Source organism: Pseudomonas sp. LAMO17WK12:I1 (assembly GCF_900177315.1).
GTDB classification, from domain to species: domain Bacteria; phylum Pseudomonadota; class Gammaproteobacteria; order Pseudomonadales; family Pseudomonadaceae; genus Aquipseudomonas; species Aquipseudomonas marginalis.
In genome coordinates this window covers 469,272-492,898 of the sequence record NZ_FWZV01000003.1, presented here as the reverse complement: position 1 = coordinate 492,898, position 23,627 = coordinate 469,272, and the positions used below count along the sequence as shown (strand labels likewise).

Annotated in this window: 24 protein-coding genes and 1 pseudogene; 15 read left to right on the top strand and 10 right to left on the bottom strand. The window is 55.9% G+C overall.

The annotated features are described in order from the left end of the window. The first annotated feature begins 110 nt into the window (after nt 1–110). Entirely contained in the window at nt 111–1,232 is a 1,122-nt protein-coding gene (locus tag B9N88_RS07425; protein ID WP_027604030.1) for a lactonase family protein, read from the top strand. 62 nt (nt 1,233–1,294) lie between these two features. On the opposite strand, the gene B9N88_RS33230 is transcribed toward B9N88_RS07425, so the two are convergent. The 3 genes from B9N88_RS33230 to B9N88_RS07410 form a co-directional block, all read right to left on the bottom strand. Further along, complete coding sequence (locus B9N88_RS33230; RefSeq protein ID WP_370671250.1) at nt 1,295–1,987, bottom strand: methyl-accepting chemotaxis protein; 693 nt, start codon at nt 1,985–1,987, stop codon at nt 1,295–1,297. A gap of 1,676 nt (nt 1,988–3,663) precedes the next feature. Then, nucleotides 3,664–4,359 (bottom strand): tRNA (adenine(22)-N(1))-methyltransferase, encoded by a 696-nt coding sequence (locus B9N88_RS07415; protein ID WP_027604028.1) that lies wholly within the window; start codon nt 4,357–4,359, stop codon nt 3,664–3,666. Nucleotides 4,360–4,372: 13 nt separating this feature from the next. Beyond that, the gene (locus B9N88_RS07410) at nt 4,373–5,083 is read right to left on the bottom strand and encodes a FadR/GntR family transcriptional regulator (RefSeq protein WP_027604027.1); all 711 of its coding nucleotides are present in this window, start codon (nt 5,081–5,083) and stop codon (nt 4,373–4,375) included. 339 nt (nt 5,084–5,422) lie between these two features. Here B9N88_RS07410 and B9N88_RS07405 point away from each other — a divergent pair, with 339 nt between their 5' ends. Together B9N88_RS07405 and gudD are read left to right on the top strand one after the other, a co-directional pair. Further along, nucleotides 5,423–6,784, top strand: coding sequence for an MFS transporter (locus tag B9N88_RS07405; protein WP_027604026.1), 1,362 nt, complete (start codon nt 5,423–5,425; stop codon nt 6,782–6,784). A gap of 19 nt (nt 6,785–6,803) precedes the next feature. Beyond that, nucleotides 6,804–8,129: a glucarate dehydratase gene (gudD, locus tag B9N88_RS07400; RefSeq protein ID WP_027604025.1), complete on the top strand. Its 1,326-nt coding sequence runs from the start codon at nt 6,804–6,806 to the stop codon at nt 8,127–8,129. Between the two features lie 187 nt (nt 8,130–8,316). Here the strand turns inward: gudD and B9N88_RS07395 are convergent, their stop codons facing one another. Then, on the bottom strand, nt 8,317–8,706 hold the full coding sequence (locus B9N88_RS07395) for an addiction module antidote protein (RefSeq protein ID WP_027604024.1): 390 nt from the start codon (nt 8,704–8,706) through the stop codon (nt 8,317–8,319). A gap of 1 nt (nt 8,707) precedes the next feature. Continuing rightward, on the bottom strand, nt 8,708–9,010 hold the full coding sequence (locus tag B9N88_RS07390) for a type II toxin-antitoxin system RelE/ParE family toxin (RefSeq protein ID WP_027604023.1): 303 nt from the start codon (nt 9,008–9,010) through the stop codon (nt 8,708–8,710). A 322-nt stretch (nt 9,011–9,332) separates the two neighbouring features. Between B9N88_RS07390 and B9N88_RS07385 the strand changes: the two genes are divergently transcribed. Both B9N88_RS07385 and B9N88_RS32875 read left to right on the top strand, forming a co-directional pair. Continuing rightward, nucleotides 9,333–9,563, top strand: coding sequence for a hypothetical protein (locus B9N88_RS07385; protein ID WP_027604022.1), 231 nt, complete (start codon nt 9,333–9,335; stop codon nt 9,561–9,563). A gap of 99 nt (nt 9,564–9,662) precedes the next feature. After that, nucleotides 9,663–10,109: a hypothetical protein gene (locus tag B9N88_RS32875; RefSeq protein WP_027604021.1), complete on the top strand. Its 447-nt coding sequence runs from the start codon at nt 9,663–9,665 to the stop codon at nt 10,107–10,109. A gap of 15 nt (nt 10,110–10,124) precedes the next feature. On the opposite strand, the gene B9N88_RS07375 is transcribed toward B9N88_RS32875, so the two are convergent. From B9N88_RS07375 to B9N88_RS07360, 4 genes are all read right to left on the bottom strand, one after another. Continuing rightward, entirely contained in the window at nt 10,125–10,367 is a 243-nt protein-coding gene (locus B9N88_RS07375; protein ID WP_027604020.1) for a hypothetical protein, read from the bottom strand. 12 nt (nt 10,368–10,379) lie between these two features. After that, complete coding sequence (locus B9N88_RS07370) at nt 10,380–10,859, bottom strand: hypothetical protein (RefSeq protein ID WP_027604019.1); 480 nt, start codon at nt 10,857–10,859, stop codon at nt 10,380–10,382. 137 nt (nt 10,860–10,996) lie between these two features. Further along, the gene (msrA, locus tag B9N88_RS07365; RefSeq protein ID WP_027604018.1) at nt 10,997–11,503 is read right to left on the bottom strand and encodes a peptide-methionine (S)-S-oxide reductase MsrA; all 507 of its coding nucleotides are present in this window, start codon (nt 11,501–11,503) and stop codon (nt 10,997–10,999) included. A gap of 95 nt (nt 11,504–11,598) precedes the next feature. After that, nucleotides 11,599–11,769, bottom strand: coding sequence for a CGNR zinc finger domain-containing protein (locus B9N88_RS07360; protein ID WP_371263350.1), 171 nt, complete (start codon nt 11,767–11,769; stop codon nt 11,599–11,601). 506 nt (nt 11,770–12,275) lie between these two features. Here B9N88_RS07360 and B9N88_RS07355 point away from each other — a divergent pair. The 4 genes from B9N88_RS07355 (at nt 12,276) to B9N88_RS07350 (ending at nt 14,527) form a co-directional block, all read left to right on the top strand. Then, nucleotides 12,276–12,614: a DUF6124 family protein gene (locus B9N88_RS07355; RefSeq protein WP_027604016.1), complete on the top strand. Its 339-nt coding sequence runs from the start codon at nt 12,276–12,278 to the stop codon at nt 12,612–12,614. A gap of 469 nt (nt 12,615–13,083) precedes the next feature. Then, nucleotides 13,084–13,677, top strand: coding sequence for a hypothetical protein (locus B9N88_RS32290; RefSeq protein ID WP_143491246.1), 594 nt, complete (start codon nt 13,084–13,086; stop codon nt 13,675–13,677). A gap of 5 nt (nt 13,678–13,682) precedes the next feature. Then, nucleotides 13,683–14,147: a BAR domain-containing protein gene (locus B9N88_RS32285; RefSeq protein WP_143491245.1), complete on the top strand. Its 465-nt coding sequence runs from the start codon at nt 13,683–13,685 to the stop codon at nt 14,145–14,147. Then, nucleotides 14,144–14,527: a hypothetical protein gene (locus tag B9N88_RS07350; protein ID WP_027604015.1), complete on the top strand. Its 384-nt coding sequence runs from the start codon at nt 14,144–14,146 to the stop codon at nt 14,525–14,527. The genes B9N88_RS32285 and B9N88_RS07350 overlap by 4 nt, the downstream gene beginning before the upstream one ends. Before the next feature lie 92 nt (nt 14,528–14,619). On the opposite strand, the gene B9N88_RS07345 is transcribed toward B9N88_RS07350, so the two are convergent. Beyond that, nucleotides 14,620–17,682, bottom strand: a complete 3,063-nt coding sequence (locus B9N88_RS07345) for an STAND family AAA ATPase (protein ID WP_081744379.1) — start codon at nt 17,680–17,682, stop codon at nt 14,620–14,622. 451 nt (nt 17,683–18,133) lie between these two features. On the opposite strand from B9N88_RS07345, the pseudogene B9N88_RS33225 reads away from it, so the two are divergent. The 6 genes and pseudogenes from B9N88_RS33225 to B9N88_RS07320 form a co-directional block, all read left to right on the top strand. Further along, nucleotides 18,134–19,327 (top strand): annotated as a pseudogene (locus tag B9N88_RS33225) (FIST signal transduction protein); the annotation flags it as partial. Nucleotides 19,328–19,699: 372 nt separating this feature from the next. After that, entirely contained in the window at nt 19,700–20,194 is a 495-nt protein-coding gene (locus tag B9N88_RS33220; RefSeq protein ID WP_371263349.1) for a methyl-accepting chemotaxis protein, read from the top strand. 94 nt (nt 20,195–20,288) lie between these two features. Further along, nucleotides 20,289–21,329 carry an alpha/beta hydrolase family protein gene (locus B9N88_RS07335; protein ID WP_027604012.1) on the top strand — a complete coding sequence of 347 codons (1,041 nt, stop codon included), beginning with the start codon at nt 20,289–20,291 and terminating at the stop codon, nt 21,327–21,329. Nucleotides 21,330–21,416: 87 nt separating this feature from the next. Continuing rightward, entirely contained in the window at nt 21,417–21,662 is a 246-nt protein-coding gene (locus B9N88_RS07330; protein WP_027604011.1) for a helix-turn-helix domain-containing protein, read from the top strand. Beyond that, nucleotides 21,655–22,890, top strand: coding sequence for a type II toxin-antitoxin system HipA family toxin (locus B9N88_RS07325; protein ID WP_027604010.1), 1,236 nt, complete (start codon nt 21,655–21,657; stop codon nt 22,888–22,890). Before B9N88_RS07330 ends, B9N88_RS07325 begins: the two co-directional genes overlap by 8 nt. A 114-nt stretch (nt 22,891–23,004) precedes the next feature. Beyond that, nucleotides 23,005–23,523 (top strand): DUF2569 domain-containing protein, encoded by a 519-nt coding sequence (locus B9N88_RS07320; RefSeq protein WP_027604009.1) that lies wholly within the window; start codon nt 23,005–23,007, stop codon nt 23,521–23,523. The last annotated feature ends 104 nt before the right edge of the window (nt 23,524–23,627 follow it).

Here is a 23,627-nt window from a genome sequence, read left to right as displayed (position 1 = left end):
TTGGCGCGGGCAGAGATACAGCGCCCCGACCGCCGATAAAACAATCATTGCCGAGATCCGCCCACAGTCATACGATGACTGATCACACCCATAACAATAAAGGATCACCTGTGAACAAACCCCTGCTCCTGGCCGCCGCTGTGGTCTGCGGCCTCAGTGCCCACGCCCACGCCGCCACGTTTGCGTACATCTCCAGCCCGGTTGACGGGCTGATTTCCCAGTACCGCCTCGACGAAAGTAACGGCGCCCTGAGCCTGGTCGAGCAAGTGACGGCCGGCGACCAGGTCAACCCCATGGCCCTCAGCCCCGACGGCAAGACCTTGTTCGCGGCGTTACGGGTCAAGCCGTTTCAGGTCCAGGGCTTCAGCATCGACCCGACAACCGGCCGCCTGACGCCGCAGTCCAAGGCGCCGCTGGCCGAAAGCATGGCGTACCTGGCCACCGACCGCGCCGGGCGCTATTTGCTCGCGGCGTCCTACGGTGCCGATACCCTCAGCGTCCAGCCCATCGACAAGCCTGAACCTATCCACACCTACAAGACCGGCCTGCATGCCCACTCGCTGCGCACCGACCCCAGCAATCGCTTTGCCTACGCCGGCAATCTGGGCACGGACCATGTGCTGCAATACCGCTTCGATGCCAACACCGGCGCACTCACCCCGATCGGAAGCGGCTTCGTGAGCGTGCCGGCCAATACCGGGCCTCGGCACCTGGCGTTTTCGGCCAACGGCAAGTACCTGTATGTGGTCGGTGAAATGAGCGGCACTGTCACCGCGTTTGCCATCGATGACAGTACCGGCGCGCTGACCCAGATTGGCGTGGCCAATGGCATTCCCGAGCGTTTGAAACTGGCCCATGGTGAAGTGCGTGACGCGCGCAACAATGACCTGAAAGACGACCCGACGCCGCGCATCTGGGCGGCCGACCTGCGCCTGTCGCCGGACGGCAAGCTGTTGCTGATGAGCGAGCGCACCAGCAGTTCGGTGTCGGCGTTTGCGGTGGATACCGCCACCGGCGGCCTGCGCTATGTCGACAACTACCCGGTCGAGGAGAAGCAGCCGCGCAATATCGCGTTCTCCCCCAACGGGCATTGGCTGCTGGTGACCGGCGAGAAAAGCGACAAGGTCGGCACCTATGCAGTCAGCGCCAGCGGTGCGTTGAAGCGGGTGGGGGAAGCGGCGTCGGGCAAGGGGGCGCTGTGGATTGAGGTGCTGCATACCTCGGCCAACTGACCTGAACCTGTGGGAGGGGACTTGCCCCCACCACAGGGTTGGATCTTGAGGGTTTACAGGCCTCAGCTCAGGCGAAAGCGTGCGGTGTTATCACTCAACGCCTGGCTGCCCTTGCTCAAGGTGTCCGCCGCACGGTTTACCGCGCGGGCACCGTCCAGCAGGCGCCCGGCGGCCTGGTCGACTTGCTGGATATTGCCGCTCACTTCATCCGCCGTCGCTGCCTGCTCCTCCACGGCCGTGGCGATTTGCGCCAGGGTGTCGGTGACGTTCTGCACCGCGCCGGCAATCTCGCCCAGGCGCGTGCCCAGGCCGGTGACGGACTCGGCATCGGTCAAGGCCTGCTCGCACGCGGCGCCCATCAGCGTCACCGCCTGGCTCACGGTGGCGCGCAGGCTGTCGACGGTGCCGGCGATCTGCGCCGTCGAGGCCTGGGTGCGTTGCGACAGGCTGCGCACCTCATCGGCGACCACCGCAAAGCCCCGGCCCTGCTCGCCTGCGCGTGCAGCTTCAATGGCGGCGTTAAGCGCCAGCAGGTTGGTCTGCTCGGCGATGCCACGAATGGTGTCGACCACCGATTGAATCTGCTGGCCTTGCTGGCTGACCTGCTGCAAGGCGTCCGAGGTGTCGGTCAGGCGCTGGTTGAGCTGCTGGATGCTGGCGGTGGTACGCTGGCTGTCGCGGCTGCTGTCTTCGGCGATGCGCCGGGTCTGCTGGGCACTGCCCGAGGCCTGTTCGCAGCTGCGCGCGACGCCCATGGACGTGGCGGCCAACTGCGTGGCAGCGGCGGCGATCTGGCTGATCTGGTGCTGCTGGTCTTCGACTTCGCTGAGGGTGCTGCCCGATTGCGAGTTCAGGGTAAGCACCGCCGAGCCAAGCTGCTGGGTTTCGTGATTGACGCCGAGCAGGCTGGTGCGCAATTGCACCACCGCGACGTTCAGCGCGGTGCTGATCGCCGCGAGTTCGTCGCGCCCTTCTACCGTCACGGCCACGCACAGGTTGCCGTCGCGCAGGGACTCGGCCAGCGTAGTGATGCCGCTGGCGCTTCGACGGATGGACGCTTGCAGGCACATGAACAGGTACAGCGCCGCCAACGCCAACAGGCTGAACGTTGCCGCCATCGGTATGAATTGCGTGTTCGCGTGCTCGTGGTAGTAGTCCAGGCGCGCATCCATCGACGTCAGCGACTGAACACGCAACGCGCCAAGCGAGGTAAGCATGGCGTCGATACTGCGCTCGAAACCGGCCGTATCCAGCTTGATGCTGCCGCCGAACACGCCGTCGTCGAGCACTTTGAGTTCGTTATCCAACAACTGCAGGCTGGTGTCGTATTGCGCTGTCCACGGTTCCATCCCGGCGTATTGCTTGGCCTTGAGCGAAGCCGCAGCCTTGACCAGTTGATCCCGCGCATCGCCGATGCGGCTGCGCAAGTCGCGCATCTGCAAACGGCTCTGCAAGGTGAACTGCCCCGAGGAAATCGAGGACTGCCCGACACTGGCCATCCGCCCGATACGCTCGATCAGGTCGGGCGTTTGCTGGGTGCCCATCTGCATGAGCATGTAGGTTTCCAACCAGGGATCGAGGATCAGGCCGGCGTCGAGGGTGATCTGTTCGCGCAGGGCCTGCATCGCCGTCAGCGCGGCGGTGAAGCGGTCGTAGCCATCCGGCCACCAACCCACGGTGCGCAGGGACGCCGAGTCCATGCCCTTGACCGTGGCCTGCAAAGCCTCGAAGCGGGCCAGGACGTCAGCGCCGGCGTTCTGGGTTTTCAGGGCATCACCGAGGGCCTGCAGGCTTTGCAGGATCAGCGGGAAATTGGCATCCACCTTATCCATCGCCGCCTTCGCCGCTGGCGTCGGGGCATGCAGGATGTCCGCCGCTTTCCAGCGCGCAGCCAGGTTACGTTGGACGGTCAATTGGCCATCCAGCGCGTCCAGGGCCAACAGTTGACGAAGGCCGGACTGCTCAGCGGAAATCACGCCTAACTTGTCGCGATAGTCCTGGCCGATCATCCACAGGCTGCCCGCCAGGGGCAGCATGAACAGGAAGAACAGGATCTGGAACTTACGCGCGAAGCCGAAACGTCCGAGCAGGCGGATACCGGGTGATAAAAGGCTGTGCATGTCCACTCCCAAAAACAACCCACGCGTTAGACGGCAGGCGAAGCCTTGAAATGACTAACGGCAAAATGCCATGTCATTGATTAGGTTGGCACTAGCAAGATACGGGCCGCTGCTGCACAGCCCTGAAACAGGGCACGCCACGCGCCAATACGGCCCGAGGCGTGCTCGAAAATGGGGCGAAAGCACCCAGTTGCGACACAGGCATCGTCACCTGCGGAGACGACCACCCGAGGCGCGCACTGAAACGCCCTCAATCACCACAGCCTATCGGCCGCCCATGGGGAGAACTTGAAGGGAGTCCAGCGGCCTATTTACGCCAGCAGTCGGGTAATCCACTGGACCTGCTGGGCGATGGCTTGCGCCTTCGCGTGCGGCACCCGCTGCCGAGCCTGTTCAAAGCCCGCCAGGGTGCGTTTTTTCAGGCGCAACGCACGCTGCCACTTGGCGAGGAACGCCGGGCTGCGGGCCTGCAGGTGCATGGGGCCGAAGTACAGCTCCTCAGCGCTGTACACCACGGGTTCGGCGCGCTCGGCCATGATGATTTCATAGTAGAAGCGGTTTTCGTGCAGCAGCTCCTCACTGAGGATGCGGTAGCCGTTGCTCATCAACCAGTGGCGCAACGGCTGTTCGCCGCCGTTGGGTTGCAGGATCAGACGTTCGCGGCCGCTGAGGTGGGCCTTGCCACTGTCGAGGATGTCGCGGATCGTCTCGCCGCCCATGCCGCACACGCTGATCGCGGTGATCGCGTCCGCCGGCTCTATCGCCGCCAACCCATCGGCCAGGCGCACCGTGACGTGCTGCTCCAGGCCATTGTCGCGCACGGTGCGCTGCGCCGCGTGGAACGGCGTGCTCGCCACCTCGCCCGCCACCGCCGCCTCAATCACGCCACGGCGCATCAAGGCCACCGGCAGGTAGGCGTGGTCCGAGCCGATATCGGCCAGCCGCGCGCCCCTCGGCACCTGCGCGGCCACACGCTCCAGGCGCATGGACAAGGTGTGTTCGTTCAACCTGCGTTCCTTTTTATTCGCCGGAAAATCGATCCCGGCTGTTGGTCAGATGCAACACCATCGCCGCCCTTGCGGCATCCGGGTCCTGGCGCTTGATCGCGTTGAAGATCGCCTCATGCTCCAGGTTCGCCAGTTGCCCGAGCTTGGCAAAGTCCGCCCCGCCGCGCTCGGCGCCCTTCACCTGGGTACGCGGAATCATCGCATTGCCCAGGTGCTGCATGATCTCGGTGAAGAACGTGTTGCCGGTGGCTTCGGCGATCAACTGGTGAAAACGCCTGTCCTCTTCCACGCAGCTGTCGTTGTTGGCCAGCGAGGCCTGGTAGTCGTCGAGAGCGGCGCGCATGTGGGCCAGCTGCGCGTCGGACCTGCGCACGGCGGCCAGCGCCACCGCCTGCACTTCCAGGCCCAGGCGCAGCTCGAGCATGTTGCGCACGCTGGCGACGGTGTCCACATGCAGGCGCAAGCCTTGCTGGGCCTGTTGCGCCAGCACAAAGGTGCCGATGCCATGGCGCGTCTCCACCAGCCCCGAGGCTTGCAGCTTGGACAGGGCCTCGCGCACCACGGTCCGGCTCACCCCATGCTCGAGCACGATGGTGGATTCGGACGGCAGCTTTTCACCGGGCTTCAACTGCCCAAGCAGGATGCGCTGGGTCAGGGCGTCGAGCACGCCTTGGGCCAGGTTGTTGGAGCGTCTACGGACGGGAGGTCCACTATCAATGGGCATCGTTGCGGGTCCACGGGGTTGGGCTGGAGGGAGCTTAACATCCCGATCGGGCACGAGGCGGTGTTGATTCAAAAGCCAGTCAACTTGTATGACAACCAATCTGATGCCTGCCTTACCTCAATCATCGTCACCGTGAAGAACTCGCGACAACCAACCTTCTTTACCCCGCCAAAAACCCCAATAAACATTAATCAAATAACCAAAATACCCGATAACCGTACGGTCTTATAAGAACAAATCACTCACGACCGCATTGCGAATCTCAGAAGCTCACTTGTATGATGTCCATCAACAAAACACGCAAACCCGCATAAAAACAATCAGGGGGAGTTTTGAATTGTGAACAATTCAAGCCATGCATCTGCCGCACCAGAAAGTGATCCGGTCCTCGCGCGCGCCGTGAGCAAAGTGAAGGGCCATGTGCTCCCACTGTTCGTGATCATGTTCATCCTCAACTACATCGACCGGGTCAATATCGGCTTTGTGCGCACGCACATGGAACATGACCTGGGCATCGGCGCTGCCGCCTATGGCTTCGGTGCCGGGCTGTTCTTCATCGGCTACGCGCTCTTTGAAGTGCCCTCCAACATGCTGCTGCAAAAGGTCGGCGCGCGCATCTGGCTGACCCGCATCATGTTCACCTGGGGCATCGTCGCCACGCTGATGGCGTTCATCCAGAACGAAACCCACTTCTACATCCTGCGCTTCCTGCTGGGCGTGGCCGAAGCCGGGTTCTTCCCTGGGGTGATCTACTACTTCACGCGCTGGCTGCCGGGGGTTGAGCGCGGCAAGGCCATTGCGATTTTCCTCAGCGGCTCGGCGGTGGCCTCGTTGATCTCCGGCCCGCTGTCAGGCGCGCTGCTGCAGATCGAAGGGTTCGGCTTCCACGGCTGGCAATGGATGTTCGCCATCGAAGGCCTGGCCTCGGTGGTGATCGGTTTCTTTGTGTGGTTCTGGCTCGATTCCAAGCCCCACGACGCCAAATGGATGACCCGCGAAGAACAGGATGCGCTGGTCAACGCCATCGACCAGGAACAGCGCGAGCGTGAAGCCCTGACCAGCGTCAAGCCGACCCTCGGCAAGCTGCTCAGGGACCGCCAGATCCTGCTGTTCTGCGCCCTGTACTTCTGCATTCAACTGACGATCTACGCGGCGACGTTCTGGCTGCCGAGCATCATCAAGAAGATGGGTGACCTGAGCGATGTGCAGGTGGGTTTCTTCAACTCGATCCCGTGGCTGATCTCGATCATCGCCATGTACGCCTTCGCGACGCTGTCGGGCAAATTCAAGTTCCAGCAGGCCTGGGTTGCGGCTGCGCTGTTGATTGCCGCAGCAGGCATGTTCATGTCCACCACCGGCGGGCCGATCTTCGCGTTCGTGGCGATCTGCTTTGCGGCCATTGGGTTCAAGTCGGCGTCTTCGCTGTTCTGGCCCATCCCACAGGGCTACCTGGACGTGCGCATCGCCGCAGCCGTGATTGCCTTGATCAACTCCATCGGCAACCTGGGTGGCTTCGTTGCGCCGACCACCTTCGGCTTCCTGGAGCAGACCACCGGCTCGATCCAGGGCGGTCTCTACGGCCTGGCCGGCACCTCGGTGCTCGCCGCAATCCTGGTGTTCTTCGCCAAGACCTCGCCCGCTGCCGCATCGGCCTCGCCGGGCGCCGTGCCCACCGGCGCTGCCATCAGCAAATCTCTCTGAGCCTCTTTAGGAATTAGCCATGAATACTCCCGTCATCACCCACTTCCAAGTCATCCCGGTGGCCGGTCACGACAGCATGCTGCTCAACCTCAGCGGCGCCCACGGACCGTTTTTTACCCGCAACATCGTGATTCTCAAGGACAGCAGCGGCAACACCGGCGTCGGTGAAGTCCCCGGCGGCGAACGCATCCGCGAAACCCTGGAAGACGCGCGCAGCCTGGTGATCGGCCAACCCATCGGCCAGTACCAGCGCGTCCTCAACCAGATGCGCAGCACCTTTGCCTCACGGGATTCGGCGGGCCGTGGCCTGCAAACCTTTGACCTGCGCATCACCATCCATGCCGTCACCGCCATGGAAGCCGCCCTGCTCGACCTGCTGGGCCAGTTCCTCGAAGTGCCGGTGGCTGCCCTGCTCGGCGAAGGCCAGCAGCGTGATGCGGTGAAAATGCTCGGCTACCTGTTCTATGTCGGCGACCGCAGCGCCACCGACCTGGCTTACCGCAACGAGGCCGACAGCGACGATGCGTGGTTCCGCCTGCGCCATGAAACCGCCCTGACCAGCGAGGCCGTGGTGCGCCTGGCCGAAGCCGCCAACGCCAAATACGGCTTCAACGACTTCAAGCTCAAGGGCGGCGTATTGAGTGGCGACGCAGAGATCGAAGCCGTCACCGCCCTGGCTGAACGCTTCCCCGATGCGCGCATCACCCTCGACCCCAACGGCGCCTGGTCACTGAAAGAAGCCATCCGCCTGTGCCGCGACCAGCACCACGTGCTCGCCTATGCCGAAGACCCGTGCGGCGCCGAAAACGGTTACTCGGGGCGCGAAGTCATGGCCGAATTCCGCCGCGCCACCGGCCTGAAAACCGCCACCAACATGATCGCCACCGACTGGCGCGAAATGGGCCACGCGATCCAACTGCAATCGGTGGACATCCCCTTGGCCGACCCGCACTTCTGGACCCTGCAAGGCTCGGTGCGCGTGGCGCAGATGTGCCATGAGTGGGGCCTGACCTGGGGCTCGCACTCCAACAACCACTTCGATATTTCCCTGGCCATGTTCACCCAAGTGGCCGCCGCCGCCCCGGGCGACATCACCGCCATCGACACCCACTGGATCTGGCAGGACGGCCAACGCCTGACCCGCGAACCGCTGAAAATCGAAGGCGGCTATGTGAAAGTGCCGGCCAAGCCCGGCCTGGGCGTGGACATCGACATGGACGCCGTGGCCAAGGCCCACGAACTGTACAAAGGCATGGGCCTCGGCGCACGGGATGACAGCGTGGCGATGCAGTTCCTGATTCCGGGGTGGCGTTATAACAACAAGCAGCCTTGCCTGGTGCGCTGAAGCGCTGGGTTCTGGGGGCGGCTCGGTCTCCATAACACCATCAATCCCATGTGGGAGGGGGCTTGCTCCCGATGGCGGAGTGTCAGTCGATACATGGCTGGCTGACACACCGCAATCGGGAGCAAGCCCCCTCCCACATGGGTCCTCGGTGTTTTACAAGGGTTGTGGTCGCTCGCTAAACCGCGCGTCAGGGTTTACCGGCCAAAGCCCGCTTTGCTCTTGCAGCTTTCTTGACTGCCACCGCCGCAATCGGCTGCACCGTCAGTTCCACGCCTAACGCCAGCATCAACTTCTGAATCGTCTCATAGCGCGTTTTAGAACCGCCTTTCAGCGTCTTATACAGGCTCTCGCGATTAACCCCCGCAGACTCCGCCACCTTGTTCACGCCCTGGGCCTTGGCGACCTCGGCAAGCGCTTTCATGAGCACCTGCGGGTCTTGAGATTTCATGCTCTGCGCCAGATAAGCGCTGATGGTTTCCGGGCTATCGAGGAAGCGCGACGCTTCATAGACGCTGGTACCGAAGGTATCAAGATCGAGGATCGGCATGTCCTCTGGTTTGAATTTCGATTCGCTCATTTCATCTACCTCTCAGGGCATCAAGGATCTCTTTTGCCCGTTTGATTCCTCTGTTCTGGTCGGTTTTATCACTGCCCCAGAGCATCAGGTAAGCAGTGATGCCCGTACGCACAAAGTAAATTCTGTAGCCGGGCCCGACAAACACACGCATTTCACTCACCCCATCGCCTACGGGTGCACAATCGCCGAAATTGTTTTCCTCGGCTCGGTCTAACCGTGTGAGAACAGCGGTTTTTCCATAAATATCGCTCATGCCGTCGAGCCATGTATCGAACTCCGGCGTCCTGCCGATCAGATGGGTCACAGAGTTATTTGTAGCCTACTGGCTACTCCTTGTCGATGCCAGTGAATTTTGAGTCCGGAATACTCCGGAAGAAAAATCCTAGTCCAGCGCTCGCATAAGCAGCCGATCGATACTATTAGCGCCTGTGTCTAACCTTCACCACGCCTCAGCACCTGCGCATTCTCCCGCTATCACGGTGGCTGACACTCCGCCATCGGCGGCAAACTGAGGCGGCAGACGATAGAGATGAAGCCCAAAGAAAACGTCCTGCACAGCCGCTTCACTTTGCGTAAAATGCGAGCCGTTCTCGATCAGGAAAACTCAACCCAGGAAGGGTAACTCGATGCTTGCCTTGAAGTATTCCGAGACGCAGGAAGGCGTTTACTGCCCCAAGAAACGTATGTTCACCCCATTCCATCGGTGCGATTCAGAGCGGATCACGCTCGCCACACTGGATGGAGGCACACGCTTCACAGGCCCCTATTTCAAGCTGAAAGCGCTGTCAGCCATGCAACTTGCTGACGCGCCCGAAGCGCAAGAAACCGACCTCACGCCACCAACGGTGCACGTCTGATCAATTTCGCGGGTTCCTGCCTTGGTATTGGAACGCCCCACTGAGTCCGTGAGGCCGTCGCGCCGCCACTGCGGGCCTCAAACGCAAGGAAACCAGGGCATGGCAACAGCAAAAACCAAAAAGGCGTTTGTGTATTCGGCATGGGGGCTACTGTTTTTGAGCCTGGTCGGGGTTTTAGTCATACAGGCCTTCCAGGAACCCCCCCAGCCCAGTAAAACCACTTTCCTCAGCGACCTCATCATCGTGACCGCACGAACGACGCCCGGGAATCGAAAGATCGACGAGCATCTAACCTTCGTTCGCGCGGAAGCGGCCAACAGTCACGCCCTCAAGTTCTATTACACGTTGGTCGATTACGATACCCATCCCGAGGACGTTGACTTGGGCGTGATGAAATCCAGCATCACCCAGGCTGTCTGCGCCGCGCAAATGCCAAGGGACCAGTCCATCATTTCATTGGGTGGCACCTTCATTTACATATTCGGCAGCAAAAACGTAAAAGAGGTTGGACGGTTCGAAATCAACAAGCAGAGCTGTAATGGCTAATGAGCTGGCCCCCCTTCAACCGACTCGCTCAAACCGCCGCCGCTTCAGGAACAACCCCACCCCCAACGCCACCGCAAAGATCGACAGCAACCCCAGGTCAGCCCCCCATGGACGGACCTGGCTCGCCGCCACGCAGCCGACCGCCCCCGCCACCACCAGCAGCCCCCCCAGCCACGTGCGAAGCAGGTACGGTTTGACAAACCGATCGAGCAGAAAAAACAGCACCAGGGCCAGGACCAACTGGGTAATGTCAGACATGTGCTTCTCCCGTCAGGTCTTGATGATCAGTGTCGAGGCGCTGCGTTGCGGGCCGATGCCGCCGTTGACCTGCGCTTCGATGCTGACCAGTACGTCGCCGGCATGATAGGTGGGCAGGATTTCATTGGCATACATGCGCACACCCGCGCCAACAGGAACACCCACGTAAGGGGAAGCCACAGCAGAAGTGGCGCCAGCGAAGGCACTGGCGGCCAGGTTGGCGATCCTGGTGCGCTGGGCATTGAGGGTGTCGCCCTGTTGCCGCGTCAGTGGCTTGGAGATGCCGATCATCATCATGCACGGCAGGCTCTTGGCCAACATCTTGTCGTACACCTCGACGACCTTGCTGTTGACCTCGTAATGGGCGCTTTTCGCCTCGCCAAAATGCAGCTCGCGCAGGCGTCCGCGCTCGCTGTCGGTGAGGGTGATCTGCGAAACGTTGAACACGATCCCGTGATTGCCCATGTATTGGAACGTCCCTTCGAACTTCATCGCACGCATCCTTTCGAGCCAAAGGCGGGGATTCTCTAGAAGGCGGGCAGTGGATTCAAGGCAAAAGAAACGAAATGAGGAAATGGGGGGCAGGCCGACCTCCCCTGTCGCGACCTTTCCCCCGCCGCTACTCACACTCACGCCCGCTTGGGCAGCTTCCAGTTCGGCCGGATGAAGTGGCAGGTATAGCCGTTGGGTATCCGCTCCAGATAATCCTGATGCTCCGGCTCCGCCTGCCAAAACTCCCTGGCGGGTTCAATTTCCGTGACCACAGGCCCCGGCCACAGGTTGGAGGCATCCACGTCAGCCGCGGTATCTTCGGCAATCTCCCGTTGCTGCTCGCTCAGGTAGTAAATCGCCGAACGATAGCTTGGCCCCAGATCATTGCCCTGCCGATTCGGCGTGCTGGGGTCATGGATCTGGAAAAAGAACTCAAGGATCTGCCGGTAGGAAATCACCGCCGGGTCAAACACGATCTCAATCGCTTCAGCATGGTTACCATGGTTGCGGTAGGTGGCATTCGGCACATCGCCACCGGTATAGCCGACGCGCGTCTGCAGCACGCCGGGGTAGCGTCGCAACAGGTCCTGCATGCCCCAGAAGCAGCCGCCGGCGAGGATGGCGGTTTCGGTTGGGTTGGTCATGGTCTGTCCTTGCGGTTAATGGAGACAGGGATAGTTATGGGGCAATGCTGGGCAATACCAAGTTCAATCAAAGAAAACTGCCCGCCCCTATCGACTCAAGGTTTATTCCTGGAACGAAACGCCGCCACCTTCATCCGGTTGCCGCAGGTCGCCATGCTGCACCAGCGGCGGCGGTGTGATTTGCTCAGGTCATGGAACAACAGCACGCAATCGTGGGCCTCGCACTGCCGGACAAATTCAAACTTATCGTTCGTGGCCAAGCCCACCAGCGACTCGGCCACCGGCCCAAGCAGGCTGGCCGAGCGTCCCTCGACAACAACCTCCAGTGATCAACGCAACCCAATGTAGGAGCGAGCTTGCTCGCGAAAAACGTCAACGATAACGCAGCGACTCTGGTTTCACGCGGCGCTCCAAGATTCTTCGCACGCCAGCTCGCGCCTACCTTGTAGACATGTCCTACAGCAAGCTGCAGCGCCTTGCCCCGTTGCCTACAGTTGCGTCAGAATCCGCCGGCTTGTGCGCTTGAGTGGGCGTCTCTAAGGTGGCCCGGTCGCTGACAACTCAGTGATCGGGTTTAGTAGCCCGAGTGACAACATAAAGTGCATGAGCCTCATCGATCAGATGTTCTTGTCTGTACTTGATGGTGGCTGTGCGCAGGGCGCCCTCGGGCGCGCCGGCTTTGTGTGTTTCCCCGGTCTACTAACCTGCGTACAGCCGCCACCCTCTCGTTTAGTAGCGAAAAGGTGTTGGCCCTAAAACAGGTACAACACACATGTACAAAGTCACGCCTAACCCTCCGAACGGTCCCGACCTGAAACTGAATCAGGCAGCGCATCGTGCGATTGATCACTACCTCAACGCGGGCGCCGAACCGCCAGGGCCGCCTCCTTCACCTTCGACTACGCTGTTCACCGTTGCGGACGATGTCAGCAGTGAAGTGCTGATTGCCAATAGCTATGAGACTTTTTCTTCGGTGACTGCGTTGTTGCTGGACCTGTCGGATGAGCTGACGGGGAAGCAGCGGGATGTGGCGTTGGCGATTCATCAACTGAGTGAGTTGGGGGTTTTGTTGGTGGATAAGTTAATGGAGCGGGAGGCGCTCATTCGCTGACGGTTGTAATCCACAGCTCCTCGATATCATCGAGTCGTCGTAGCTCACCTATAACGACTCGTCTATCCTTCCAAAATACAAACCACAGGGCATTTTCTGGATGATTTTCAGCATAAGCGAAAAAATCTCCAAGTATTCAGGCATTATTTATTGCGTGGAATCGACCCGATGGCGTGTATCAGGGCAGGAGGGGGATGCTCCGATCGGGCCTGATCAAACACTACCGGAGAAAATATTAAAGATAATCGGCGACTACAGGGTCATATGCATAGCCCTCAGCTCGAAACTGAATCGGTCTGTCACGAAATTTTAGTCTCTACGAATACCAAACTGACATCCGTACTCCGTAATGGCTCGCTAACGCGACACAAGTAACTCCTAAAGAATGTTTAAAGCATCAGCCCGACATGATATCATTAAGCCACCAAAAACCCGGCCTAATTGATCCGCGCCTTCTACTGGAGATCACATGGAAGCGACGTTAAAAGCTCTAAAAGAATACACAGTTTGGAAAAATGGTCTAAAAAAGGTTTTGGATAAAAATCTAGACGAAATGATTGATTTAATAGTGGATGCTGGAGGATACAACACATTAATCCCTTTAAGCACTGCCGCCAAAAATGATTACCCCTCCCCCATATTTCCTCCTCTATCAAACCAATTTCTATCAAGCAGTTATCCTCCAATAGAGATTCTCAAACAAATCAGGCAAGGAGTAGTAATAAACGCTCTTCCCAACTCAGCTAAAAAGCTCTTATGGTATCTAGATCACCAGCGCTTTTTTTTAATCAACCCAGATAGTAGTACACCACTAAATATATCTCCAACCTACACCTCCCCTCCAGGCTACGCGCATGTATTTACAAACGGGCAATTTGTCTCATGCACGGATAACCAAATAGCTTTTTTATTATCACTAATGGATTGGCTGCCCGAACTCCAAACAATTTTGATGAAGAGAATGAACTCAATTAACCCAGAGGATATTGCCTCAAAAATTAAGTGCTTTTCTGCTGCCATAAAAGCTAATACAATCAATTTTAATAAAGCACATACGGAGTAGCAGTATTGACTTCAGACCACATCACGGTTATCGGCACCGTAGTTACTCTATTTGGAATGCTCATAACGATTTGGCAAGCTTCCCAAGCGCGAAGCTATAAAGATCAAATAAAATTCGATATTCGCAAAATTAACCTATCAAATGTAATCGACGGTTTGAAACGCGCACAGGACGAAATAAGACGTCTTCCAACATCGGTACAGTCGGTGACCCGAGGAGTAAAGCCCATCGAGCTAATTCATAAAGCACGTGAACAATTCGATATAGCACTCGGAACCTTAGACTCTGTGGGCCCTGACGCAGGCGTACGCACAATGCTCGTTGAAGCACAAGCCAAACTAAACGCATACGAAATTTCTTGGAATGCCGGCAATCCAAACCCTCAGAATGCACATGAGCTTCAGGCAAAGATGCAAGACGCCATATCTATTTTGAGCTCGACAATTTATCAGATGGAAGGAAAAGCATGAATCTTGAAGAACTGACAGAAAGTCTTGAAAAGCTAAAGTACCAAGTACACATACTAGGAAATACTATTGACTACCAGTCCTACCCAGTAGAATCATTAATTTTATCTATGGACTGGGGGGAGCAAGACATTAACCGAGCTCATGACATATTCGAAAAATACGACGACAAACTAATCGCAAAAGAAAAGGTAAACTGGGGAGAATTTGAGAGCGAACTTAAAACTGAATTCAACATTCATTATCAAACGGTCAAATCTATTATCCTAGCCTTCTACAAAAACCATCAATGGACAAATGTTTGCTATGGATACGCTATGAGTTTCGAACCATCTACACCTATCGAGTTTCACCAAATCACTCGTAGAAACAATCCGACGTAACAACCTAAATTAGGGTGAAAACGGAGGAAATCGAGGTGAGACCACAATTGAATTAATGGTGATCTCACCCCGATTACGTTTTTTACCCAAAACTACCTGAGCATTTTTCCTTTACTTGTAGCTACATCAATAGATCTAGATTGACTCATCCCGATTTTCACAGAAGCCGCTAATCTCTGCTTATCCTTGTCCTTAGTGTGAAACATATGTAGATGATAGAACACCAAGCTCTGCAATATCATAAAAGCGAAGTTATTCGAAATGGTATCTTTTGCGAGCTTTTCGATCGCCTCGAAAGGGATGTGTCCTGGATGAACTAAGCAAGACGCGATCTCTATCAAACGGTATGCATTACTTGATTTTGCACTTACAAGAGAGCTTATATCCTCGCGAATTTTTTCCGAACTTACTACTTGACCTACTCGAGATACGAACCCCGTACAGATCATCCCAAGAACTTGAAACGCCATCTTTTTTGCCGTTTCCTTAGACTCGCTGGCTGTTAAATCAGGCTTCCGCTCTTTTAACATCCTTTCAAGTTCAGAAACAAATGCGTCAGGCTGGTCAACGATTTCTTCAAAAATAGCTTTTAAGCTACGTAATGATCCATCAAAAATCTGCTCTAAATAACTGGCCTTACGAGAGCGTTCCAACGACCCATAATAATTTTTAGTTATATGGCCCAATATTTCTGACGTTTTTATCATTAAGTTAATATTAGAGCTAAAGCTAAGCACTGAGTCAGCCTCTCCAGAAGACAGAGTGCTCGACCTTAAAGGTTCTGGATCCTCTCTAGACTCCGATACATCAGCGGCTCGTCGAGAGTTTAGCTGATTTCGCTCAACATCTCGGTCATTAATGTCTTCAATAACTATTTGGGCAGTAGTATTGACCAATGCGCTTATAGAAGCGATATCACCATTAAACTCTATGGGTTTGTGGTGAAAAAAGCATCCATTAAGAACCTCAGATATTTGATCGATCACCCATGGATTATTACCATGATGGGTGAGAAACATAACGCAATTCGCATTTTCCTTGCGATATAGCTCTTTACAGTAACCACCAACTAGCTCTTTAATTGAATCTTTATACAAGTTAGCCGCAAGATATTTACCTACAAACAAAAAGTAAACATATGGATAACTAAAACTAAACAAATCGTCGTCTTGTTTCAGGATTTTTGCGCGCTGCAACAAAAGCAACCTAGAATCAAATTCAACAGTTGCGTACTCCTCACAAAACTTTTTGTTAAACTCTCGAATACTTTCCCGCCCAAGCTCAGTTGCATTTCTACCCTTAAAAAACCAAGCAAGATTGGATAAATAGTTGAACATTTCATTTAAATGATCCATCCTAAAGTCAGCTTCTTTCAAGCTTTTAACTATTAAATATTCATAATATTGAGAGAAACTACTATTCTGAAGTTCTGCTTGCTGCTCATGCGCGCAACTTTGCAGCAATATCAGTAAATATATAGGCTTTGAAGGAACAAGATTTTTCCCTAAAATCACCCCCAAAATTCTTTCAACATCATGCACCTTCTTGTCTAGCTCTGACTTAGTATTTAACCCTCCAAGCAGACACCATTTCCTTATTAAGTTATGTCGCATCAAATGTCCAAACGGACGTATTTTTAAATTATCAAAATCTGACAAAGCCTCAGATGCAGACGAGTCGATGTACTCATTAAGCTGATACCTTGAACTAGCAGTAATTATAACCGCCCCAAAAATCTCAATCAGATATTCTATTAATTTTGCCTGATTTTTTGACCCACCACTTACCCGATCAAGATCATCAACTAATGCAACTTTTTTAATCCGATCCGAATAAATTACCTCACTACCGTTTTCGTACTGACTATTTGCAATCTGTACAATCTTCCGGTCAAGTTCTCTTGTCCCAACTGAACTAAGCTCAGAAGCCTTAATATAAATCGGCAGACCACCTTGCGAATGTATATCAAAAAATGCCCGCTTCAATAAAAATGTTTTTCCGGACTCTTCATCGCCTAAAACAAGAGCTTTACCAAGAGCCTCCCAGTTATTTATCAACTGGTCGGCGTAAATGTATTTTTTATCCGGCTCTGCATTTACATCTTCTAATTCCGGGTAAAGAAATACATCTTCAGCAACGATTTTCTCCTTACTTTCATGAGTAAAATTCCCGCCAGCATCAGATAAAAACTCGATAAAAGCATGGGATATTTTTTGGCTATTCCTTGCGCATCCTCCCGATTTTTTTAGTGCATGTTGCAGTTCTTCAATTTCAATAGGATTAGTACTGCCAGCTTTAAATCTTTTCTCAAAAACTATATTCTCATCAGTGTCAAACAACAAACAACTAAATCTGGGATCAAAATCACTACCGTGCGGTTGAAGGGCCGCCCCTTCAAAAATCAGTACATTGCCAATCGATGTATCCACGACTTCTTCAGACGCTGATGAGTGCTCGTGACCAGAGAGAATCGCATTGCAATGGGTTCTTAAAGCTTTTTTTAGAGGGTGATAACTTGACTGGCAATACCAATTTAATGGGTGGTGAATTAGTGACACCCTTAGATTGCAGGGAGACTCAAGTAACTCGTAATAATTTCCAATAGGAAAAACCAATTGCCCTTGCGGCTCAGGAAGTCTTGACATCCAAGCGGCATTTAATGAAGACACTCGCACAACCGAACCACTTACATTTAGTTCGTATTCATTCCAAAGCTTGTCAGAATACACAGGAGCTAAAGTTGATATACGATCTTGAAATTTAAAAAACTCATTTTGCACCGAAGTACAGTCATCAACTAAACTCTTACTATTTGCCTTTGTTGGATCCTTTACGATCTGCTCGATTATAATTGTACGACCTTCGTTTTCAGGTTTTAGAGCGCAGTCATGGTTGCCCGGAGCTAGAAACACATCTATTTCTCGTCCGATCTCAGCCTCAATTTCTTTTTTTATTTTTCCAAAAAAATTCTCTGCCAGGGTGTATTCTTCTTTTCTGCAACTAAAAGCAATATCGCCTGTAACCATAATTACAAATGAATCACTTTGATGCGCCGTTGCATAGCACGCTTTTGCAATTGAAGATCCGACATTTAATACCTTGTCGGTTGAGTTTTTTATGTGAATGTCGCTTATGTGCAGTACGCCTAACTTCATTATGAACCTCTGCTAATCCCTGCAGTTCTTATCATATGGTTAAGAGAGCACCGGATGCTCTATAACTCGGCCAAGTACAGAACTATTTTTAGGACGATTTCAAGAAAATATAACATCATTTTGATATCACGCCTTCCGACTTTACGCAATCCAAATTTCGGCGCACGAAATAAATGAGCACACGGAGCCTATCCCTCAGTCAGGGGCACTCAGAACCTTATATTCCAGTGACGTCTCGCCATGAAGAACTCTTCGAGTCGCGTGCTGACGAGAGTAATCGTCCGCTTGTGTCCGGAAACCGTCTTACCAGTCAAAGCGAACTCTCACTGCACGTTCTATTAAATTGCACTCCTCCATTGACGGCAGCACCCAACCACCCGCGTCCATCCGTCGCATCCCCCACCCTCCCCCTCCAGCCCCCACCCAACCTGCCGATAACCCTACTAATCACATGCCTACCCCCGCATCCCCACTCGACCGAGCCCACCCCATGAATCCACTCTCCCTCCTGAAAAAATCCCGGCCCGCTCGCCAAGGCACCACCACCCTCACCAGCACCGCCAACAACCTGGACGCCGCACTCACGGCCCTGCGTATCACCCCCACCCTGATCACCGGTTTCATCTCCCCCCACCTGGACATCGACGCCATCGCCGCCAAGCTCAAGCGTCGTTTCCCCCAGTCCACCCTCAGCCTGTGCACCACCTCCGGCGAGCTGTGCAATGCGCCCGGTTCGCTGTATTGCGCCACCGGCGAGCGCTGGGACCGGGTGGTGTTGCAGTTGTTCGACGACAGTCTGATCGCCTCGGCCGAGGTGGTGATGGTGCCGCTGGAGTGTGAGGACATTCGCGGTGGCGGCACTCGCCTGGGGATGCAGGAGCGGATTGCCAAGTTGGTGGCGAATATCAAGCGGGTGCAGGTACGTACGTCGATCGATCATCGCGATACCTTGGCGTATGTGGTGTTCGATGGGTTGTCGGCGTCGGAGTCGTTTTTCATGGAGGCGCTGTATGAGTCGGGGCGGTTTCCGTGTTTGTTTGTAGGGGGATCGGCCGGGGGTAAGTCGGATTTCCAGAAGACGCTGATTCATGACGGCCAGCGCAGTTATCAGAACCATGCGCAGATTGTGTTCCTGAAGACGGCGGCCCATGTGCGGTTTGGGGTGTTCAAGAGCCAGAACTTTAAACCGGCGGATTTGACCTTCAGTGTGCTGACGGCGTCGGTGGAGGACCGCACGATTGACCAGGTGATCGACAGCAGCGGCAATATCAAGAGCATGGTGCAGGCGCTGTGTGATGCGTTCAGTTGCGCGCCCCAGGCGTTGGAGTCGAAGCTGGCGGATTATTCGTTTGCGATTCGGGTGGGCAGTGAGTTGTTTGTGCGGTCCATCGCGCGCATCGATTATGAGCAGCAGATCGTGCAGTTGTTTTGCGACGTGGCGCCGGGCGAGGAGTTGGTGATGGTGCGGCGGACGCCATTGCGGGAGGCGACGCGCCTGGATTATGAGCAGTTCCTGCGCGGCAAGGGTGGCCAGCCGGTGGCGGGGATTTTGAATGACTGCATTCTGCGCCGGCTGAATAACGGCGCCGAGCTGGGCAGCATGGCCGGCATTTTTGGGGATGTGCCGTTGGCGGGGTTTTCGACCTTCGGGGAGATTCTGGGCCTGAACCTGAACCAGACGCTGACGGCGATTTTCTTCTTTCGGGTGGCCAAGGGTGCGAGTTTCAGTGATGAGTACGTGGACAATTTCATCGCCCATTACGGCGAGTTCAAGGCGTTTTTCCTACGGCGTCAGGTGAAGAAGCTGGCGGGGTTGAACCATGTGGTGGTCAAGCAGATTACCGCATTCAAGAACAATGACTTCACCGACACCCTGAATACCCGAGGCCTGGACCGCAATATCCTGCCAGTCTTCGAGGGCCTGGCCGACTTGGGCCTGGTGTTGGCCCAGGCCGAGCGTCAGCAGGAGGACATCGCTTCGCAGCTCAAGCATTACTCCGGCGAGTTGCACGCCTCGATGGATGAACTGGTGGGCACGATTGGCCAGCAGAACAGCGTGTCTGCCCAGGCCGGGGCCACGGTCGAGGGGCTGTCGAGCCAGGCGGATGTCGCGGTGCAGGGGGCGCGCACGCTGGCGGGGTCGAGTTTGCGTATCCAGTCGATTGTGCAGGTGATCCAGCAGATCGCCGGGCAGACCAACTTGCTGGCGCTCAACGCCGCCATTGAAGCGGCGCGCGCGGGCGACCTGGGCCGGGGCTTTGCGGTGGTGGCGGACGAGGTGCGCAAGCTGGCGGAAATCACGCGCAAGAATGCGGCGGAAATTGGTGTGGATATCGACTTGTTGTCGAGTGAGATCCAGCGGGTGGCCCAGCAGATTGAAGACCAGTCCACCGGGGTGGGTGCGCTGCGGGAGATGCTGGATGTGCTGGAGGCGTCGAGCCGGGCGACGGAGGGTACGGCGCAACGGACCAAGACCATTGCGGATACGTTGACGGGGTTGACCCATGGGTAGGCGTTAACGGCAGGTAAAAATGGCGCGGGGCTCATGGCACTGAACGGGGGATTCAGTGCATGATGCGTCGCTCATATCAAGGACGATAACAACCGTGAAAAACGCCCTCGCCGCCCTGCTATTGCTGTGCCTGACCGCTCCTGCCTTCGCCGCCGAAAACCCCGTCGGGTTCAAGACCGTCACCCTGCCCGATGCGCAAGACAACCGACCACTCGAACTGGTCGTCTGGTACCCCGCCACCACCACCGCCAAACCCACCCTGATCGCCGACAACGCGGTGTTCATCGGTGCCCTCGCCGTACCCGACGCCCCGCCGGCTGCCGGTGAGCATCCGCTGGTGGTGCTCTCCCACGGTTATGGCGGTAACTGGGGCAAGCAGGTGTGGCTGGCCAGTGCGCTGGCGCATCAGGGCTACATCGTCGCGGCGGTCAACCACCCCGGCACCACCACCCAGGATCGCAACCCGCAAACCGCCGCGCAGTTATGGCTACGCCCGGCCGACCTGAGCCGCGTGATCGATGCGGTATTGGCCCAGCCAAAGCCATTTGGCGCGGTCGCGAAAGGCCAGATCGCCGCCGTGGGCCATTCCCTGGGCGGCTGGACCGTGCTGGAACTCGCCGGGGCGCGCTTCGATCCCGAGCTGTTCAGCCGCGACTGCAGCGTCCACCCCAAGCTCGGCGGTTGCATCGGCTACCAGGAGATGAACCCCGCCGGCACGCCAGAAGGTAAAGCGCGCTTGGCGGCGGATTTGAGCGACAAGCGCGTCACCGCCATCGTGTCCCTGGACCTGGGCCTGTCCCGCGGCTTCACCGACGCCAGCCTGGCTGCATTGCCGGTACCGGCGCTGGTGATTGCGGGGGGCGTGCCGTCGGAGGATATGGACCCGCAGCTGGAGTCCGCCGACATGGTCAAGCGGCTGCCTGAAGCAACGACGAAGTACGTGGAGATCGCCGACGCTACGCACTTCAGCTTTATGTCGATCTGCAAGCCGGGGGGCATGGCGCTGATCGAGGAGAGTTCACCGGGCGACGGCATGATTTGCCGCGATGGTGAGGGGGCTCGGCCACGGGCGGTGATTCAGCAGCAGGTGGTGGGGCTGATCAGTGAGTTTTTGGGGCGCAAAGCGCCTAACTAAAGAAAAGGCTATTCAAGAAAAAACGAATCAAATACGATGCATAAGTGTATTAACCCTCACAAATGCATTGTATAGGATGCAAACACTGTGGACGATTTAGGTTTCCTGATCAAAAACCTGCGAAAGGCGGCTGGCCTTTCCCAAAGCCAGCTCGCACTTCGGCACGGTATGAGTCGTGCAACCATCTCCGGAATCGAGAACAACACCATCCCCGAAGTGGGAATTCGCAAGGTGGCTGCGATCCTTGAAGGGTTAGGGTACGAGTTAACCGCGACACCTAAGCGTCGACGCAAAACGCTGGATGAACTGAAAGCAGAAAACGTCCATGACTAGACAAAGCGATCGGCTGCACATCGGCGCCAGCGGCGTGTATGCCGGAATACTCGGGCGCAGTGAAGAAAACCAGCGCGATTCGGTGTTTTCATATAACCAGGCAGTCACCGAAAAGAACGCGGTTTCGCTGACCATGCCCGTGCGCCTGGAGAGCTACATCTGGGCGTATGGCATCCATCCCCTGTTTGAGATGCATCTCCCCGAAGGCCACCTGAAAGCGGAGCTTGTGAGACGTTTCAGCAAGTCCGTGCGAGGTTTTGATGACTTCGCATTGCTGGGTATCGTCGGCCCCCATCAGTTGGGCCGAATCAGCGTCGCCCGAGCCACTGCGGATGAGTTACTACCTGAAATAAAACTCTCCGAGCTGCTCGTGTATGACGGGGCGAAAGATCTGTTCGACGACCTGATGAAAACCTACGCAGCCTACTCAGGCGTTTCTGGCGTTCAGCCGAAGGTACTGGTGCGCGACGCTGACGATACGAATCCTGACGTTGCGCGTCTCACCCATCGTGGCGCTACGCACTTGGTGAAGGCCTTCAATGATTCAGACTTCGCGCAACTGGCGGCCAATGAGTTTTTCTGCATGCGCGCGGCACTTCATACAGGCCTTGAAGTGCCTGAATGCCAGTTGAGTCAGCAGGGTAAGTTTCTGGTGGTCAAACGGTTCGATATCGGTGACAGCGCCTACCTTGGTTTTGAGGATATGTGCGTCTTATCCGGATGGGGGACAGATAAAAAGTACGACGGCAGCTACCAGGGCTGCGCGAAGTTGATCAAGACTTACGTCTCTCCTTCTCTTGTGACTAAGGCACTTGAGGACTTCTTTATGATGGTGGCGCTCTGCGCTGGCATACAAAATGGAGACGGGCACTTGAAAAACTTTGGCCTGCTCTATGAGAACTGCGCAGAAGATGCCGATATTTGGCTCGCGCCGGCTTACGACCTTGTGACGACCACGGTGTACCAAGTCAACGATATTATGGGTCTGTTGCTCGGTGGCTCAAAGGCTTGGCCAAAACGTAAGATGCTGGTCCAGTTCGGGCGCAGTTCGTGCAATTTGACAGAGGCTCGTTGCAATGAATTGCTCGCCAGAGTCCACAGCGGCATGAGCCGTGCAATGGTGGAGCTTTCGGACTATCGAAGCACCCACCCGGAATTTGATGTTGTTGGGGAAAAGATGACCGCTGCATGGGCGACAGGGCTGGCGAGGAGTATTGAGCCGCCGTGATTTTGCTTGCCTGGTATATGTCGTTCTTCAAGCCGGGGGGCATGGCCGAGGCCGGTGATTCAGCAGCACGGCTGACTATTTATCGTTTTAACGCTATTGAACTGCGGAGCGAACATGCAAGAAAGTAAACACCCGAAGGGACTTGGCGGTTGGTTGATCGTGGTTGGCTTGGGCCTGTTTATAGCCTTGGCGCGCCTGGGTTATGCCCTTATCGCGGTGTATTACCCAATATTCGCAGATGGCTCGTTCAGCATCCTCACCTCATCCGGCACGACGATGACTAACGCCCTGTGGGGCGCGATCCTGATTTCAGAAACCCTCGTCAATGCAGTCTTTATCGCGGCCTTTGGTTATTTGGTTTACCTGTTCTTCTGCGAACATTATTTATTCCCCAAGGTTTATATCGTCACGCTCATCGCCTCGGCTGTTTACGTTCCACTTGATGCATGGTTCAGCTCGCTTGTTCTGGTGGATGAACCCATATTCGACTACAACACGACCAAGGAAACCGTCCGCGGATTGGTGTCCACCTCGATCTGGGTCCCCTACATACTGTTCTCCAAAAGGGTCAAGGCAACGTTTGTCCAACACCGGCCGGTTGCGGCGCAAGCGCCGGGCATCGTCAGCCCTTGACGCGGTGAGCATCGAGCGCCTGCCGGATGACTGGCAGGCTGCCAAGGCGATGCCGCTGAACTACGCAGCCCCCTCACATCGATAGCACTGATGATTACTATCGA